At 47.8% G+C, this 19,043-nt stretch carries 11 protein-coding genes; 7 read left to right on the top strand and 4 right to left on the bottom strand.

Translation table 11 applies throughout. The features are described from left to right. Window positions 1-480 precede the first annotated feature (480 nt). The 7 genes from kdpF to BACINT_RS02400 all read left to right on the top strand — a co-directional run bounded on the left by kdpF (window position 481) and on the right by BACINT_RS02400 (window position 9,011). Window positions 481-561 (top strand): K(+)-transporting ATPase subunit F, encoded by an 81-nt coding sequence (gene kdpF / locus BACINT_RS24805; RefSeq protein ID WP_115503135.1) that lies wholly within the window; start codon window positions 481-483, stop codon window positions 559-561. A gap of 43 nt (window positions 562-604) precedes the next feature. After that, on the top strand, window positions 605-2,311 hold the full coding sequence (kdpA, locus tag BACINT_RS02430; protein ID WP_007660287.1) for a potassium-transporting ATPase subunit KdpA: 1,707 nt from the start codon (window positions 605-607) through the stop codon (window positions 2,309-2,311). Window positions 2,312-2,330: 19 nt separating this feature from the next. Further along, the gene (gene kdpB / locus BACINT_RS02425) at window positions 2,331-4,379 is read left to right on the top strand and encodes a potassium-transporting ATPase subunit KdpB (protein WP_007660285.1); all 2,049 of its coding nucleotides are present in this window, start codon (window positions 2,331-2,333) and stop codon (window positions 4,377-4,379) included. A gap of 72 nt (window positions 4,380-4,451) precedes the next feature. Continuing rightward, entirely contained in the window at window positions 4,452-5,030 is a 579-nt protein-coding gene (locus tag BACINT_RS02420; RefSeq protein WP_007660283.1) for a K(+)-transporting ATPase subunit C, read from the top strand. A 443-nt stretch (window positions 5,031-5,473) separates the two neighbouring features. Next, on the top strand, window positions 5,474-6,223 hold the full coding sequence (locus BACINT_RS02410) for a TorF family putative porin (protein ID WP_007660279.1): 750 nt from the start codon (window positions 5,474-5,476) through the stop codon (window positions 6,221-6,223). A gap of 202 nt (window positions 6,224-6,425) precedes the next feature. Continuing rightward, window positions 6,426-7,550, top strand: a complete 1,125-nt coding sequence (locus BACINT_RS02405) for a sensor protein KdpD (protein ID WP_007660277.1) — start codon at window positions 6,426-6,428, stop codon at window positions 7,548-7,550. A 21-nt stretch (window positions 7,551-7,571) separates the two neighbouring features. Then, the gene (locus BACINT_RS02400) at window positions 7,572-9,011 is read left to right on the top strand and encodes a sensor histidine kinase (protein WP_007660276.1); all 1,440 of its coding nucleotides are present in this window, start codon (window positions 7,572-7,574) and stop codon (window positions 9,009-9,011) included. Between the two features lie 69 nt (window positions 9,012-9,080). Here BACINT_RS02400 and BACINT_RS02395 read toward each other — a convergent pair whose 3' ends face one another. The 4 genes from BACINT_RS02395 to BACINT_RS02380 all read right to left on the bottom strand — a co-directional run bounded on the left by BACINT_RS02395 (window position 9,081) and on the right by BACINT_RS02380 (window position 18,968). After that, on the bottom strand, window positions 9,081-11,330 hold the full coding sequence (locus BACINT_RS02395) for a S9 family peptidase (RefSeq protein WP_007660275.1): 2,250 nt from the start codon (window positions 11,328-11,330) through the stop codon (window positions 9,081-9,083). 13 nt (window positions 11,331-11,343) lie between these two features. Beyond that, complete coding sequence (locus BACINT_RS02390) at window positions 11,344-13,749, bottom strand: glycoside hydrolase family 127 protein (protein ID WP_007660274.1); 2,406 nt, start codon at window positions 13,747-13,749, stop codon at window positions 11,344-11,346. 22 nt (window positions 13,750-13,771) lie between these two features. Beyond that, window positions 13,772-16,174 (bottom strand): family 43 glycosylhydrolase, encoded by a 2,403-nt coding sequence (locus BACINT_RS02385; protein WP_007660273.1) that lies wholly within the window; start codon window positions 16,172-16,174, stop codon window positions 13,772-13,774. Window positions 16,175-16,241: 67 nt separating this feature from the next. Beyond that, a complete protein-coding gene (locus BACINT_RS02380) occupies window positions 16,242-18,968 on the bottom strand; it encodes a glycoside hydrolase family 97 catalytic domain-containing protein (RefSeq protein ID WP_007660272.1) in 2,727 nt (908 codons plus the stop codon). Between the last annotated feature and the right edge of the window lie 75 nt (window positions 18,969-19,043).

Genomic DNA, 19,043 nt, shown 5'->3' with positions numbered 1-19,043 from the left:
TTGATTTATCTGTCTCTGTAGACCTGTTATCCTTTATCAACTTAACCATTAAAATTCCCTTCCAGCAGCACTAATCTACTGTCCGAAAGGGATTTCTGTCTTCCTGCCTTTGTGCGTGCTGTCTATCCTAGCGGGTTCTCTTCTAAATTGCCATCGCCGTCCGGGTTGGTTTTTGGGGTTCTGCCGTTTTCTGTTTTGATAGGGCACCCTTTCATTTTGGAAGGGTGGGGCGGAGGCGGATTGGCTGTAATGGAATTGTCAGCTTATTGTAAATCAGATTGTTAAGGCTCTTCTCTCGCTTTTGGCACGTCTTTGGCATTGTTGTGGCAAACAAAGTAATAGTATTAATCTGATAAAAGGTAAAAGACATGGGAATAACGATTTCATTTATTTTCTGCCTCGCGAGCGGGTTGCTCGCTTTCGGGCTGTTCTGGAAATGTGTGGATTGGTTTGAAAAGATTTAAGAAGGAGAGAAAGATTATGTATATAACATTATTTGTATTGGGTATTGCGGTTTTCGGGTATTTGATGTATGTACTTGTGAGACCGGAAAAGTTTTAGGCAATTGACAATTAAGGTATCATTTTATTAATGAATTAGAGAAATGAACACAGAGATTTTAGGTGTAATCTTGCAGATAGTCCTGATGGTGGCGTTGGCTTATCCGTTGGGAAAGTATATTGCAAAAGTCTATAAAGGACAAAAGACATGGTCGGACTTCATGAAGCCGATTGAGAGACTTATTTTTAAAGTGTGTGGCATCAACCCCACCGAAGAGATGAACTGGAAACAGTTTCTGAAAGCGCTTCTGATATTAAACGCTTTCTGGTTTGTGTGGGGCATGGTGCTGCTGGTTACTCAACACTGGTTGCCTCTGAATCCCGACGGTAACGGGCCGCAGACACCGGACCAAGCATTCAACACCTGCATCAGCTTCATGGTGAACTGTAATTTACAGCATTATTCCGGTGAAAGCGGATTAACTTACTTTACGCAATTGTTCGTCATCATGCTGTTCCAGTTTATTACGGCGGCAACGGGTATGGCGGCTATGGCAGGTATCATGAAGTCCATCAGTGCAAAGACAACGAAGACAATAGGTAACTTCTGGAACTTCCTTGTATTAAGTAGTACACGTATCCTGTTGCCTCTTTCTTTGATTGTGGGCTTTATCCTGATTCTTCAGGGTACTCCGATGGGATTCGACGGCAAGATGGAGGTGACCACGCTGGAAGGACAGGAACAGTTGGTATCGCAGGGACCTGCGGCAGCCATTGTGCCTATTAAACAACTGGGAACCAATGGTGGCGGTTATTTCGGTGTAAACTCTTCACATCCGTTGGAGAATCCTACGTATCTGTCTAATATGGTAGAATGTTGGTCTATCCTGATCATACCGATGGCAATGGTTTTCGCACTCGGTTTCTATTCCAATCGTAAGAAACTGGCTTATAGTATATTCGGTGTAATGCTCTTTGCCTATCTGACGGGTGTCGGCATCAATGTCTATCAGGAGATGAACGGTAACCCGCGTATTGACGAACTGGGTATTGCGCAGGATGGCGGAGCGATGGAGGGAAAAGAGGTACGGCTTGGTGCGGCTGCAACAGCCTTGTGGAGTATTACGACTACCGTCACTTCCAACGGTTCGGTGAATGGTATGCACGACTCTACGATGCCGCTCAGCGGACTGATGGAGATGCTGAATATGCAGATTAACACTTGGTTCGGTGGTGTCGGGGTAGGTTGGATGAACTACTATACATTTATAATTATAGCCGTGTTTATCAGCGGACTAATGGTAGGGCGTACACCGGAGTTCCTCGGTAAGAAGGTGGAAGCACGCGAAATGAAGATTGCGACCGTTGTGGCGTTGCTTCATCCGTTTGTGATTCTGGTAGGAACGGCTCTGTCCACGTATCTGTTTGCTCATCATCCCGACTTTGTGGCAAGCGAGGGTGGTTGGCTGAATAATCCGGGTTTCCACGGGCTGAGCGAGCAATTGTATGAGTTTACTTCGTGTGCAGCTAATAACGGGTCCGGTTTCGAGGGACTGGGAGATAATACTTATTTCTGGAACTACGCTTGCGGTTGGGTGCTTATTCTGAGCCGTTTTATCCCGATTGTAGGGCAGGTGGCCATTGCCGGTTTGCTGGCGCAGAAGAAGTTCATCCCGGAAAGTGCCGGTACACTGAAGACGGATACGGTTACATTTGCTGTGATGACTTTTGCGGTTATCTTCATTGTAGCTGCCCTGTCATTCTTCCCGGTGCATGCGTTGAGTACGATTGCTGAACATTTTAGTTTGTAAGTAGTAGAAAAAGAAAGATATGAAAGATAAGAAATCAGCTTCTTTGTTTCAAAAGGAGCAAGTAATGGAAAGCTTGAAGCAATCATTCGTGAAGTTGGATCCACGGGTGATGATTAAGAATCCGATTATGTTTACGGTGGAGCTTGTGACGCTGGTGATGTTGGTGGTCTGCATCCTCTCGCTGGGAACTACGGAATATGGAACATTCGGGTACAACTTCCTGGTGTTCGTCGTTCTCTTTGTTACTCTGCTGTTCGCCAACTTCGCTGAGGCCATTGCCGAGGCTCGTGGTAAGGCCCAGGCCGACAGCCTGCGCAAGACGCGTGAGGAGACTCCCGCTAAAATCCTGATTGATGGCAAAGTCTGCCATATCAGTAGTGCACGCCTGAAGAAAGGTGATTACTTTATTTGCGAAGCCGGTGATACGATTCCGGCTGACGGTGAGATTGTAGAAGGACTGGCTTCCATTGACGAAAGTGCCATCACAGGCGAATCTGCCCCGGTTATCCGTGAGGCGGGTGGAGATAAGAGTTCCGTAACCGGTGGTACGAAGGTGCTTTCTGATAAGATAAAGGTATTGGTAACCCAACAACAGGGTGAGAGCTTCCTCGACAAGATGATTGCATTAGTGGAAGGCGCTACCCGGAAAAAAACACCGAATGAAATAGCGTTGACTATCTTGCTGGCCGGTTTCACACTGGTGTTCGTGATTGTTTGCGTCACGCTGATTCCGATGGCGGACTATACGAATATAGATCATCCGGGAACGTACATCTCGATTGCAGCTATTCTCTCCCTGTTTGTCTGCCTGATACCGACCACAATCGGTGGTCTGCTTTCCGCTATCGGCATTGCAGGTATGGACCGTGCGCTTCGTGCCAATGTGATAACGAAATCGGGTAAGGCGGTGGAAACGGCCGGTGATATTGATACGTTGCTGCTGGATAAGACGGGAACTATTACAATCGGTAACCGTAAAGCTACGAAGTTCTATGCAGCTCCCGGTGTGGACGAACGTGATTTTATTGAGGCTTGCCTGCTGTCCTCCATCTCCGATGAAACACCGGAAGGTAAATCAATTATAGAACTGGGACGGGAAACAGGTCGCCGCATGCGTGACCTGAATACTACGGGTGCCCGGATGATTAAGTTCACTGCCGAAACAAAGTGTTCAGGCGTGGATTTGCAAAATGGTACTCAGATACGTAAAGGTGCTTTCGATGCTATCCGCCGGATTGCAGAGAGTGCCGGAAACAGTTTCCCGAAAGAGGTGGAAGATGTGATTGCTGCAATTTCAAGTAACGGCGGTACACCGTTGGTAGTGTGTGTCAACCGGCAGGTGGCTGGCGTTATTGAGTTGCAGGATATCATCAAACCGGGTATTCAGGAACGTTTCGAACGCCTTCGCAAGATGGGAGTGAAGACGGTAATGGTGACCGGAGATAACCCGCTGACGGCAAAGTACATCGCAGAAAAGGCCGGTGTGGATGATTTTATAGCTGAGGCCCGGCCGGAAGACAAGATGGAATATATCAAGAAAGAGCAACAATCCGGTAAGCTGGTGGCAATGATGGGAGACGGTACAAATGATGCTCCGGCATTGGCACAGGCAAATGTGGGCGTTGCTATGAATAGCGGTACGCAGGCTGCAAAGGAAGCCGGTAATATGGTGGACTTGGACAACGATCCTACGAAGCTGATTGAAATTGTGGAAATCGGTAAACAGTTGTTGATGACGCGCGGTACATTGACCACGTTCTCTATAGCAAATGACGTGGCTAAATACTTTGCGATTATTCCCGCTTTGTTTATGGTAGCCATCCCTCAGTTAGCACCGCTGAACGTCATGGGGCTGCATAGTCCTGAGTCAGCCATCCTTTCAGCTATAATCTTTAACGCTATCATTATTCCTATATTGATTCCGTTGGCACTGAAAGGAGTACAGTATAAACCGATTGGTGCCAGTGCATTGCTTCGCCGCAACTTGCTGATTTATGGCTTAGGCGGTGTCATTGCACCCTTTATCGGAATTAAATTAATAGATATGGTAGTCAGTTTATTCTTTTAGGGGCGAGGCGCCCCGGCCGGGTTTCCTTTCGGAAGAAGGCCTGATAATAACAAACTAATAAATAACAAGATAATGAAAACATTATTCAAATCCCTCAAAATAACACTTGCTTTTTGCGTGTTCTTCTCTGTATTCTATATCCTTATCCTGTGGATATTTGCCCAGGTGGCAGGTCCAAATAAGGGTAATGCGGAAGTAGCGACTCTGGATGGTAAGGTGGTCGGTGCCGCTAATGTAGGACAGATGTTTACAAAAGACATCTACTTCTGGGGACGTCCTTCCCATGCCGGTGACGGTTACGATGCTACCAGTTCTTCCGGTAGCAACAAAGGCCCTACCAACGAAGAATACCTTTCGGAAGTAGAAGCCCGTATCGATACTTTCCTGGTGCACCATCCCTATCTACAACGCAAGGACGTTCCGGCTGAAATGGTGACAGCCAGTGCTTCGGGGCTTGATCCGGATATCACTCCCGCCAGTGCATACGTACAGGTGAAACGCGTAGCCCAGGCACGTGGCATGGATGAGGCGAAGGTGAAGAGTATCGTGGACGAGACGATACAGAAACCGCTTCTCGGCCTTTTCGGTACGGAGAAAGTGAATGTGTTGAAACTGAACATTGCACTCGAAGAGATAGACAATATTAAATGATAATTTAGCAGCGTAGCGCTGGATCAAGGTTTCCTTTCGGCATACTCATTGACGTGATAGTACCTGGTAGGCTGAAAGCCTTTTATCTTATAGCCCAGGGCAACGCCCTGGGGGATTGCCATGTGTTTCTCTTTGCGTCCTGTAAGGGCATTACAGCACGCATGGGCTTTTGCCCTTACAGGGCGTAAGACTGTGGGAGCATCCATTACCCAGGGTGTTACCCTGGGCTGTAAGATAAAAGCCTTACAGGCTTAGGAAATGCACGCTGGTAAATTATCATTTGTACAACCAATTATTTTAATAATCAGAATCTAACTTTAGGTTGGTAGAAGAGAGGCGGACAGGCTCCGTTCATATTTTGCCATGGTGATGTCTAAAAACAGGGTGAACGGAGACACGCCTCTCTCTTTTTAAGAGATTGTATTTTAAAGATTGAATGAATTATGAAACAAGTAAAAAGAACGTTTTTTGTAATAGCAGCCATTGTTGCTGCATGTTTTTTCGGGACAAATGATGTGAAGGCACAGGAATTTACCGTGCAGGGTGATTTAGTAAGCTCTTACGTCTGGCGCGGCGTATATCAGACGGGAGCCAGCTTCCAACCTACACTGGGTTTCGGCATCGGCGGCTTCTCTCTGACTGCGTGGGGTTCCACGGACTTCGACGGTTATAAATCTACCGAAGGCCAGGCAAACAAGGAGATAGACCTGACGGCAGCTTACGCATTCGGCGAGTCCGGTCTGTCACTGTCTGTGGCGAGCCTTTGGTGGGCGGGACAGGGTGCCTGTCAGTATTTCAACTTCAAAAGTCATGAGACGGCACATTTCTTTGAAGCTGGTCTGGCCTATACGTTGCCTTGCGAGAAGTTTCCCCTGTCCATAGCTTGGTACACTATGTTTGCGGGAGCCGATAAAAATGAGGAAGGCGCGCAAAACTATTCTTCCTATTGTGAACTGAACTATCCGTTCAGTGTGAAGTCGGTAGGTTTGAGTGCAACCGTAGGATTCGTTCCTTATGAAACTTATACGGTAGGATATGGAAACTCCGGTTTTGCCTTTACCAATGTAGCATTGAAAGCTACTACGGCTATCAGGATAACAGACTCATTTTCATTGCCTATCTTTGCACAGGCTATCTGGAATCCTTGTTTGGAAGATACCCACTTAGTCTTTGGTATAACCTTAAAGCCTTAATGTAAGTGACAGAAGTATCTTGTCTCTATGACTTAGCCTATCATCATTGGCATTGATGATAGGCATCATTGGCATTGATGATAGACATCATCGGCATTGATGATAGTCATCATCCGTATTGATGATACCCATCATCCGTATTGATGATATGCCAACTCACTTACTAATCCCGGCTAACCCATAATGATAACTACTTAAAGGTATGGACAGAGAACAAAACGTGCAACACTTCCTCGACCTGATAAAGAAATCCCGTCGTGGCAAGTTCAAGATTTACATCGGCATGATAGCCGGTGTGGGCAAGTCTTACCGGATGCTCCAGGAAGCCCACGACCTGCTGGACAACGGCGTAGACGTGCAAATCGGCTACATCGAAACCCACGGACGTGCCGGGACGGAAGCTCTCCTTGCAGGCCTGCCCGTCATCCCCCGCCGACGGATATTCTACAAAGGCAAGGAACTGGAAGAAATGGATTTGGAGGGTATCATCCGCATCCATCCCGAAATAGTCATCGTGGACGAACTGGCGCATACCAACGTAGAAGGCAGTCGTAACGAAAAGCGTTGGCAGGACGTGATGGACCTTTTGGACGAAGGCATCAACGTGATTTCCGCCGTCAACATCCAGCACATCGAGAGCGTGAACGAAGAAGTGCAAGGCATCTCCGGCATCGAAGTCAAAGAGCGCATCCCCGACAGTGTCCTTCAGGAAGCGGACGAGGTGGTGAACATCGACCTGACTGCCGAAGAACTGATAACCCGTCTGAAAGCCGGCAAGATTTATCGCCCGGAGAAGGTGCAGACGGCACTGACCAACTTCTTCCGGACCGAGAACATCCTCCAACTCCGTGAACTGGCCTTGAAGGAAGTAGCCCTGCGAGTGGAGAAGAAGGTGGAGAACGAAGTCGTCATTTCGAGCGTAGGTGTCCGGCACGAGAAGTTTCTGGCATGCATCAGCAGTCATGAGAAGACGCCACGGCGCATCATCCGTAAGGCGGCACGGCTGGCTACCCGCTACAATACTTCTTTCATTGCCCTGTATGTGCAGACGCCCCGCGAGAGTGCCGACCGCATCGACCTGGCAAGCCAACGTTATCTGCTGAACCACTTCAAACTGGTCACTGAGTTGGATGGTGAAGTCCTCCAGGTACAGTCGAAAGATGTATTGGATGCCATCATCCGTACTTGTAAGGAGAGACAGATTACTTCTGTTTGCATGGGCAGTCCTGCTTTCCGCTTTCCGCAATCCTTGTTCATGGTGTTGAAATACAGAAAATTTGTGAGCGAATTGGCGCAAGCAAACATAGATTTGATTATACTTGCATAAAATTTAATTCATCAGTGCATTATGAATATTCGTACTAAATTAATACTCAGTGTAGGCATTCTGGCTGGTATGATCATTCTGCTGGTTGCTCTCTCCGTAGTGAATCTTCAGATACTGACAGCCACCGAACCGGACAGCCCTGCCGCCATGCCGGGTTTGCAGCGTGCTCTGCTGTGGATTTCCGTTACCGGAGGCGTCTGTATTCTTGCCAGTATCGTGTTGTTGGTCTGGTTGCCCCGTTCCATCAGTAAGCCTATTCAGGAACTGACGCACGGCATCTTCGAAATAGCCAATCACAATTACGAGAAACGCCTCGACATGAGCGGGCACGAAGAGTTCAGCGCAGTGGCCGATAGCTTCAACCGCATGGCGGAACGGCTGACGGAATACCGTGCCAGCACACTGAACGATATTCTTGCTGCCAAGAAGTTTCTGGAAGCCATCGTGAACAGTATTCACGAGCCTATCATCGGCTTGAACCGGGAGCATGAAATACTTTTCATCAACAAAGAGGCACTCACCGTGCTTAACTTGAAGCGGGAAGAGGTTATCCGCCATTCCGCCGAAGAACTCTCGCTGAAGAACGACCTGCTCCGCCGTCTGGTGCGCGAACTCATCACTCCCAGTGAAAAGAAGGAACCGCTGAAAATCTATGCGGACAACAAGGAGAGCTATTTTCAGGCGTCCTATATCACGATTATGAACACGGAAACCGATCCGGACGAACCGCAAAACCTGGGTGACGTCATCCTGTTGAAGAATATCACCGAGTTTAAGGAGCTGGACTCTGCCAAGACCACCTTCATCTCCACCATCTCCCATGAACTGAAAACGCCTATATCAGCTATTCTTATGAGTTTGCAGTTGTTGGAAGACAAGCGGGTAGGAGCTTTGAATGATGAGCAGGAACAATTATCGAAAAGCATTAAAGAGAATGCCGACCGCCTGCTGGGTATCACCGGTGAACTCCTGAATATGACACAAGTAGAAGCCGGCAAGCTCCAGATGATGCCGAAGATAACGAAGCCTATCGAGCTTATTGAGTATGCCATTAAGGCCAATCAGGTGCAGGCTGATAAATTTGGTATTCAGATAGAAGTGGAATATCCCGACGAGAAGATGCCGAAACTGTTTGTGGATAGTGAAAAGATAGCTTGGGTACTGACGAATCTTCTGAGCAACGCCATCCGCTACTCCAAAGAAAACGGGCGTGTGGTGATTGGTGCCAAGCATGAAGACGGAATTATTGAGATGTACGTGCAGGACTTTGGCAAGGGCATCGACCCGCGTTATCATCAAAGTATTTTCGACCGCTATTTCCGTGTGCCGGGTACGAAGGTGCAAGGCAGTGGCCTGGGCTTGTCCATCTCAAAGGACTTTGTGGAGGCTCATGGCGGCACGTTGACGGTGGAAAGTGAATTGGGAAAGGGGAGCAGGTTCGTAATACGGTTGAAGGGGTAGGGGAGAGTGATAAAGTGATAAAGTGATAAGGTGATAGAGTGCTTATCACTTTACCACCTTATCACTCTATCACTTCTTCACCTTGTCCCACTTTGGCGGGTTTCCCCCCATCAAATGACGTACAAAGAAATCATACCGTTTATGTTCCCCGAAGTCTTCGCCCATCGTATGGTGTGCGCCAGGGATGACTACCAGTTCAAAATCCTTGTTTGCCTTAATCAAAGCGTTTACTACTTGCATGGTTGAAGCGGGGTCTACATTGTCATCCAGTTCACCGACTACCAGCATTAGGGGGCGGCTCAACAAATGGGCATTCTCTACATTCGATCCTTCCTTATATTGATCTCCCACGGGATATCCCAGCCAGAGTTCGTTCCACCAGATTTTATCCATGCGGTTGTCGTGGCAGCCACAGGCGGAATAAGCGGCTTTGTAGAATTCGGGATGCAGCAGCACGGCAGTGGTGGACTCCTGACCTCCGGCGGAACAGCCGTAGATGCCTACGCGGTCCATATCCATATACGGATACTTCTCTCCGGCAGCTTTTATCCAAGCGATGTGATCGGGAAGTCCTGCATCTTTCAGATTCTTATAACATACATTTTCAAATTCGCGTGAACGGAAAGAAGTTCCCATTCCATCCACCATGACGACGATAAAGCCGAGTTCGGCAAGTGAAGTCATGTACCAATTGTACGGAATGAAAGTCTTGGGTACATATTGGTCGCCGGGACCTTGGTAAATGTATTCGATAACCGGATACTTCCGGTTCGGGTCGAAGTTGGTGGGACGAACAATCAGTCCCCACATATCCGTTTTGCCGTCACGCCCCTTGGCGGTAAATACTTCCGGTGCTTTCCAGCCTTCTGCTTCCAGACGACTGATATCGGCTGTCTCCAGCGGCATCACCACCTTGCCATCTTCGGCACTGCGCAATACGGTAACAGGAGCTTTGTTTACCATAGAGTAAACGTCTACCAGATAATTCATATCTCCCGAGAACCAGGCACGGTGCATTCCTTCTTCCGGAGTAAGGCAAACCAAGTCTTTCCCGTCGAAACCAATGCGGTAATAGCGGATGAGATAAGGGTCCTCACCGGGTTGTACACCATTTGCGGAGAAATAAATCTGTCGGTTGTCCTCGTCTACGCGGAGCACTTCGCGCACATACCATTCGCCGCGGGTTATCTGATGGATGGGCTGTGCGGTAGTGCGGTCATACATGTACAGGTGGTTCCAGTTATCCCGTTCGCTCATCCAGATGATGTGCTTGTTGTCCCTTAGGTCGTGACGGAAACGGCGGGTATAGTTCACGTATTTGTCAGAGGTTTCTTCTATCAGAGGATGCACGATGCCTGTCTCGGCAGAGAGTTCAAGTACACGATATACCTGATGTCCACGCTGATTGTATTCGAAGGTTACGGCACGACTGTCATTGTTCCATTCGGGACCGTATATTTCATACTGCCGATCGAAGAGGTCGGTGCTGGGGATGATGCCTCGTCCTGTTTCAACTTCATAAATGCAAGGTATCTTGAAAGGAAGTTCGTCTCCCGGTTTGGCATATTCCTGCTTGTGCAGCTTCGGTTGGAGTTGATCTGCCGGAGAAGACTCTACATAGTACACATATCGTTTCTCTACCGGGCGGATTTTGCAGGATGCCACCTTCTTGCTGTCCGGAGACCAGCGGATATAAGCTGAGTAATAGTTGCTGAGTGTACCGTCAAGGCTCAACTGCTTTTCTTTTCCCGTGGCAAGTTCCTTCACATATACATTCTGATTTTTGATATAGGCGGTATACTTTCCATCGGGTGAAGTTACGGGAGCGGCTTCTTTTTCGTCATCTCGCTCCATCCAGTGCTTCTGTGGTGCATTACGGTCGGGCAAGCTGCCTTCATTTACCAACTGATTCTTGCGGGTGGTGTACATCCAGCATTGGTTGCCGAATACAAAACGAAGCGTATCTAAGCTCGGATTCACCCGTAACCGTTCCAACTGGATTGCTTCGGGGTTTACTTCTTTGCCGGACGCGTTGCTCAGTGCGCTTGCCAAACGCTTGTGGTCGAACAATTCCTTTCTGCTTTTCTTGTCTGCGTTCACCGATACGTAGATACGGCCTTCGGGCGTATTGCGTACATACCAGAACTGATGTGTGCCTTCTATCCATTGCGGTGTGACGTTGGAGTAGAATACTTTGTTGGCACTGAATTTCTCTCTCAATGCGTAGGCACGGTTATAATCGTCCACCGTGCCTTGTGCGAAAGCCATGCCCCCGCTAAGGAGCATGGCTATCGACAAACCTAATTTACAAACATTCATATCTAACTAACCTTTATTGTACTTCCCATTCATAAACACCTGCTGCATGTTTGTCTGGCAGGGTGATTTCCAGTTTTATTGATTTGGTTTTTACGGGATCAAAGTTTACGGTGTTTCCCGCACCTTTTACAACGCCATATTTGTCGGCACCTGTGACGGGCTGCCACTGGCCTTGCGCATCTTTATAATATATCTTCCAGCTTTTCGGTACACGACAGCCGCCCCAAGGGGCATCATCAAACCAATATACGGTGGAACTTGATACGGCAGCTTCTGCCGGGAATTCATACGTGATCCATTCCGTAGTTCCCTGTTTGGGCCACCAATGGTAGTAGGGCAGGGAACGGTCATTTTCATCTTTCGGAATCAGGCGGTCATTGATGGCCGAGATGGATTTTGCGCGATGGGATGCGTCTATTTTACTTTCCGAAGCCAGTGTGGCAGGCATGGTGGGGCGGGATGCGCTCAGCTCTTGCGGCAACCATACTTCCATAGCTCCCGAACCACGGTGAGCCCATGCGTAGTAAGGTATCAGTGTCAGGCTCACATCGGTAGTGGTCAGGCGACCCTGATCGTCGTAGCCAAGTGTCTGTGCGCCGGTCTTCAATTGGTTGATGCCATACAGGAGATCGGGCTTTTCTACCACTTCAAACTTCGGGTTGCGGTTCATGAATACGCTGAAGATGTCGAAGTTATTATCCGGGAATTCTGCACAGTATACAATCGGTCCGCGTTCTACGGCAATGCGTCCGCGGTCGGCTTCCACTTTATTGTTGGCTTTCACGATACGCGGTTCCATGTCGAAGTGTACTTCCACCTTGTCACCCTTTTTCCAACGGCGGTCGATGCAGAAATAACCATCTTTCAGCTCATTCTGTACGGCTTCTCCGTTTACTTTCACTGTGTACTTCAGACGCTTGCCGTCACTATAGGTATACAGGTCACTGGGAACTACCTGACCCCGAACCCATCCGGGAATACGGACTTTCAGGTTGAACTGTCCGGCGCTGTTCTTGTTGATGCCGATGGTGATGTCGCCGTTCCACGGGTATTGGGTGGTTTGCTCGATAGAAACAGCTTTGCCACCCACTTTCAGGTCGGAAGTATTGGACATGAAGAGGTTAACGTAAACGTCCTTATCCTTCACAGCGTAGATATACCCCGGCAGGGACGGGATGAAACGGCAGATGTTGGACGGGCAGCAGGCACAACCGAACCAGGGCTGGCGTTGATGCTGTCCCATACTTTCCATCGGGTTGGGGTAGAAGAAGCCACCGCCGTCCAGGGATACACCTGAAATCAGACCATTGTATAAGGTGCGTTCCAGTACATCGTAGTATTTGGATTCACCGTGCAGGAGGAAAAGACGGTAGTTGACGTACACGTTGCCGATGGCAGCACAAGTCTCGCAATAGGCTGACATGTTGGGCAATTCATAATTCTTGCCGAAAGCCTCTCCGGCTGCGGTAGCTCCGATACCGCCGGTGATGTAGTATTTCTTGCCGACGATATTATCCCAGATGCGGTCGATGGCATGGATATAGGCGGTGTCTCCCGTCAGGGCGGCTACGTCGGCCATACCTGCATACATATATGCGGCGCGAACAGCGTGCCCCACAGCCTCATCCTGCTGAACCACCGGTTTATGTGCTTGGCTGTATTCGTCCGTACGGCTGGTATATCCACGCTGGTCGAGGAAGAACTTGGCCTGGTCGAGGTATTTCTTGTCTCCGGTGACCAGATAAAGTTTGGCAAGTGCCATTTCTGCAATCTGATGTCCGGGAACGCGGATTTGCTGTCCCTCGCCTGTACCGATTTCACGGCATACGCAGTCGGCATATCGGATGGCGATATTGAGGAAGTTCTTCTTTCCGGTGGCCTGGTAGTGAGCGATGGCGCCTTCCACCATGTGTCCCAGGTTGTAGAACTCGTGGCTCAGGTCTTCTACCTTTTCCCAACGTTTGCTTCCCGCCCATTCGTGTGGATGCTTCGGGTTCATGGTGCGACTGGTGTAGAGGTATCCGTCCGGTTCTTGTGCTGCGGCTACAATTACCAGTACACTGTCAATGTATTTAGCCAGTTTCTTGTCCGGATAAGTCTGTAACAGGTAGCTGGCGCCCTCGATGGTTTTATAGACGTCCGTATCGTCGAAAGCCAGTCCGCCTACTTTAATCGTATCGCTGGGATGTGCTGCGTTGACAAAGTTCTGATATCTTCCGGTTTCCTCGCATTTGCTGAATGCCAGGGGGATGGTTACCTCTCGGCTCGCGTTGAGGCGTTGTCCCCAGAAGGAGTCGGTTACTTTCACCGAGGTGAAAGGTACGGGATCGATGGGATACCCGTGTGATTGGTTTTTCACTTGTGCCTGACCGCCTATGGTGGCGGCAACCAGCAGGGTGGTAACTAATACTTTTCTCATGGTTATTATTCGTTTTATGGTATTATTTCTTGATTGGAATATATTCGTCCCATAGTTTCAGTGAATGCAGGTAGCCCGTGAACGGCCAGTTGCGTTCTACATTCCGCCCCAAAGTTACGTATTGTGATGGTTTTATTAGCAATTGAATGTCTTTTTCGCTAATTAATTTACCATTGATATATACTTGTTCCATGCGGCCGTCGAAACAAATATAGATATGCTGCCATTTGCCGGTCAGCTCTTTCATGTCCTTGTATCCGGCATCTTCGTACCAGCCGTAGTGGTTGATGACACCGCATCGGGGTTCCGTACCACTGAAGAGCATAATCTTTTCCAATTCGTCATGCGAAGTCGTGAAGTCGGCTACACATTCGTTTTCGGCAATAGAATCATTCAGTATCCAGGCTTCCAATGTATAGGGGGCATTGTCCAGCAAGGTTGCAGGCAGGGAGAAGTTGGACTGGAATACCTGATGACCATCAAAACTGAAACTCTTTTTTCCTTCCACTTCCTTAATGATGGAGGGGGCTTTGTGGGCTTCGAAGTATCCTTCTATTCCATGATTGGAAAGATAATGTACGGTGTCGCCTGCGGCGAAGTCATCGGCGGTGATGCTTACTACTAGGCCACGCTTTTGCTGATCAGCAGTCGGTAAGCGGACGATATCCGTAGTGGTATCATATTCCTGTTCGGCAGGTGCCTGTTTCCAGTTATAGTAGCGCAGATTAGTGATGATTAAGGGTTTGGCTCCACTTTGAAGCGAAATCACGCCGGATGAAAGGGCGGACTCCGCTTCGTAGTTTTGCCATCTACCTAACCTATGAACTAACCCACTAATTGTATGCTCCTTGGAGGGAGAAAGTAACGGGTGACGGTATTCCAGTGTAGTACCCGGTTCGAGAACCAGTGCATCGCGTCCGTCAATGCGCTTGGTGCGGGCTGATCCTGCTTTCAGGATAAAAGCACCTCCTAACATTCCTTCATTGTTCTGCCATTCGCGACCATTCCAGTCGGCGGCTGTCAGACCGATCCACTGTTGGGGAGCGGAGTCTTCGATACCGGAAAATACCTTGATGTTCCAGATAGCACCACCGAAGCCATTCTTCTGTCCGCCGGTATAAGTGAGGCGCACGAAGCGGGCTTTGGCTTTTCCGAAGTCCACCATCGGACTGCCTGCCAGATGATTGTTTCGCTTGTCGGCAAAGATATTCCAGTGTTTACCGTCTGTTGAAGTTTCAATCAGGTATTGATAGAACTGAGTGCCATATTCAAATTGGGTCCAGATCGTTTGTATCTGCTGGGTGCGTCCCAAGTCTATTTCAAGCCATTCCTGTCCCATGCCGCGCGGGTGCCATAAAGTTCCGTTGTTATCATCTACGGCATATTCGGGACGGAAGTTGTCATCATAAGAGGAAGAGGCACGCACGCTTTTACCAAAGGCAAGGTTGGCTGATTTAACAACGGAGGGGGCCAGTGCACCTACGCCGTCATGAGTAGGGATGATTTTCTGAATCGTCCCGTCTGCATTGAATGACATGCGGTCGATGCAAAGCTGGCGGTGGAAACCACGGTTGGAGTGTGGATTATCGTGGCGGTGATAAATGATATAGTAATCATTGCCTTCCTGGAGGATACTGTGATGTCCGGGACCGTGAATGGTTCCGTCAGCATTGGTTTCGAGGATGCAGCCGCCATAGGTGTAAGGCCCCAGAGGCTTGTCTGAGGTGGCGTATTGCACACGGTATGTGTGGTCGTGGCAGGAACCGGAGGAATACATAAAGTAGTAGGTTCCATTGCGTTTGATTACAAAAGGTGCTTCAAAGAAATCGGTGGCTTCGGTATTGGGGATGAGGCGGGTTTCGATAAAACTCTTCAAATCGGGAGCTGATTTTCCGGCACCGCAACCGAAACCTTTGTAAATACCCCAGGTTCCCCAGTACATATAGACTGAACCGTCATCGTCCACAAATGTTTGTCCATCCAGAGTGATGGCATTTGTTACGAAACGGTCGGGGATGAGGACGGCTTCGCTATTGCCTAGGATATTCTTCCACGGGCCACGGGGCGTTTCACTGACTCCGCAATGAATGATACAGGGCTGGCAGTAGAAATAGTAGTACTTTCCATCAGAGTGCTGCATCACATCGGGTGCCCATATCCAGTGGCTGTCGGGCCAGTTCATGGGCATCAGGGTCCAGTTAATGAAGTCCTTGCTGGTCCATACTTGTGCAGGGCCGAAGCCTGCACCACTGCCATCGGTAGTGGCGTACATATAATAAGTATCACCAAACTTTTTGATGGTAGGGTCGGCGAAATATCCGGGAATCACGGGATTGCCGGCACCGGGAGTATTGAAAGCGGCCTGTGCAAAGGCGGAAATGGCTCCTATTAAAAAGAAAGTGATTAAAAGAATGGTTCTATTCATATTATTACTTTATTGTTAGAAAAATTACTTGCACCGCGCAGCAAACCTTGTTCCAGCGCTACGCTGGTCATTTATGTATTTCATTATTAATCGGTATCTCTATCTCATAAAAATATTCTTTCAACAACTTGTACATTTCCGGATCGTAGGCTTTCAGCTTTACGCGACGATTCATAGAATTGTGTACACCATTGGCTGGATCAGCGTAACGGTTACAGTTAAAGAAAGACTGTACACATTCCGCAAAATACTCTTCCTTGTTGCTTAATGCATAAGTACCGGCCCATAGCCCTTTTTCTCCAGCACTTTTCCACAATGCTTCCAGTCGGTCATTGAAATCCGGTTCCACACCTGCAATTCCTACCATATGTATCAGATGAGCAAATTCATGAATCAGAATATTCTCACCCATATATTTATCTTGTGGCAAGGCCAACAGATTCTCTTCCCCGCAACTGGCGGAGAACTCATCTTCCGGTGCTCCACCGAAACCACGGGCACGCCAGTTCCAGTATGCAATGCTGTCCGGTGAATTGCAGATATGGGCAAATTCCGGTAAATCACAAGTTTCTTCGTCTTTACCGATAACCATCACATGGCAGCCTTTTTTCACCATATGCGCTTTTACATCCGGACGTTTTGATAGCATCAGACTGATGATATCGCAGGCTTTCAGCAACGCTTCATCACTTACCCTTTCGGAAGAAGTGACATATAATCCCTCAGTTTCAATGTATTTCTTATAAAAAGAAGGAATATTCTTTCCCTCGGGTATGGACGTTACTTCACCTCGCACCGGATATAACTCAAGTTTCATCGCGAATCCTCCGCCCGAAGCTAAATGTAGCTTTATCCGGCTGTTTTTATCTATAATCAGTTTCTCTGTACGATAATCTTCCGCTTGCTTGTTCGCATTAATACCATCAGCAAAAAGCGTGGCTGTATAGCGAACATTGGAAGGCAGGAACGAAAAGTCAAGTTCTACATCACGTTCATCCCAGTTTGTCATCCCGCCAATGTACCAGTTGATATCTTTCTTTCGTACACTAACGATATATTCTCCCATTTTACCTGCGGCGATAAAGGTAGAATCCGTCTCCACAGGAATTGAAGTGATGAAGTCCACACATTCCTGTTCATTCAGATAATTCGTCGGAGCATCGCACAGCATGGTGAGCGGAGAATCGTGTACAATATAGGCGGCCAACTGATGACAACGGGTTCCCATACTCATCGGTGAGTAATAGACGGCACGCCAGTCGGCTTTCGTTGCATTGCGCATGGCACCCGGAGTATAATCTACCGGCCCTGCCATCATACGGATATAAGGGAAGGTCACATCGTAGAGAGGCATGTTATTCTTGATATCCGTCCACTTCACCTCTTCCATACCGAACAGGCTCTCAAAGTTGATGATATTCGGATAAGTGCGATTGATACCTGTAGGTTTGTAAATGCCATGGAGGTCGAGTGTCAACTTATGTTTTGCCGTAGCATCAGCGATACGATATACCATTTCAACAGCAGTCTGATCGTCACGATCTAGAAAGTCTACTTTGAAGCCTTTGATACCCATTTCGGAGTACTTCTTGCAGGCGGCTTCCAGTTGTTTGTCGAGTACATTGAATACTGTCCAAAGAATGATATCAACTCCTTTCTGTTTTCCGTAGGCAATCAGTTCCGGAAGATCCAGTTCCGGAATAACAGTCAGCATATCACCGCTTTTCGGGTTATACCAACCCTCGTCGAGCACTATAAACTCTATATCATTCCTGCTGGCGAAGTCTATGTAATATTTATAGGTATCCATATTGATACCTGCCTTAAAGGGGACATCTTTCAGATTCCAGTCATTCCACCAATCCCAGGCCACTTTTCCGGTCTTTATCCATGATGTGTCACCTATGCGATTGGGAGATGCCAGTGCATACACCAGATTATTAACAGGCATATCCGTATCCTTTTCTGTAACAGCCAGTACGCGCCAAGGATAAGTACGTGCCTCACTACTGCGTGCTATGAAATCACTGGTTTCTGTTACATACTCCTGCATACGCCAAGGATAGAAATCTGTTTGGGTAGGGTAGGAGGCAAAAACACCTTTTAGCCCATATCCATCTTTCTGAGATTCTACAAACATTCCCGGATATGCTTCAAGATCAGATTCCAGTAGAGTTAATTTGGTTTTACCGCAGTCCACTGTAACGGGTAGGAAAGCTACTTTCGGCTGTGCCTTTGATAGTGGGGTAACATCGTATATATTTTGAAAAGCCATTGCCATCGGCTTTTTGTCATTCGTCGTATAAGGAAGATAAGCTGTATAATCTTGATTAAAGTTGAATTCAGCTATTTCATCTTTGACTGTAACACCTGCTGTACGTGTGGTATAGAAACGGTAAGCTACTCCATCATTATAAGCGCGGAAAGTAACTCCAAAACCACCTTTCAACTTCAAGTCGAGTTCATTGCATGCAACAACGAACTCCTTGAAGCGGTAGAAAGAGGATTCTACATTATCCCTGATCTTTTTCCTTTTTATACCTGTTGCCTGAGAATAGTTTCCTATTTCGGTTCCGTCAGCCAGAACCAAGCCTATGTTAGAAAGAGAGAGAATTGTATCCTTTTCGTGCATTACCTGATAAGATAATTTGTCTCCGGTACTGATTTCTACTTTCAGTTTTCCGTCGGGAGATGCCAGTGCGTATTTCTTTCCTGATGCTGCCTCGAGTGAATTATTTCCGCAATACAGAAATAAGGAAATAACGACTAATTTGAAAGAGAGGTTGTTTTTCATGATTCGGTTAATTCTTATTTGTCTGTCTGCAAAGTAAAAGAAAAAAGAGCGAACGGAAGGACTGAATAATATAAT

Source organism: Bacteroides intestinalis DSM 17393 (assembly GCF_000172175.1).
In the GTDB taxonomy this organism is placed as follows: Bacteria; Bacteroidota; Bacteroidia; order Bacteroidales; family Bacteroidaceae; genus Bacteroides; species Bacteroides intestinalis.
Note: the sequence above shows the minus strand (reverse complement) of the source record. Positions and strands in the feature narration are given on the sequence as shown.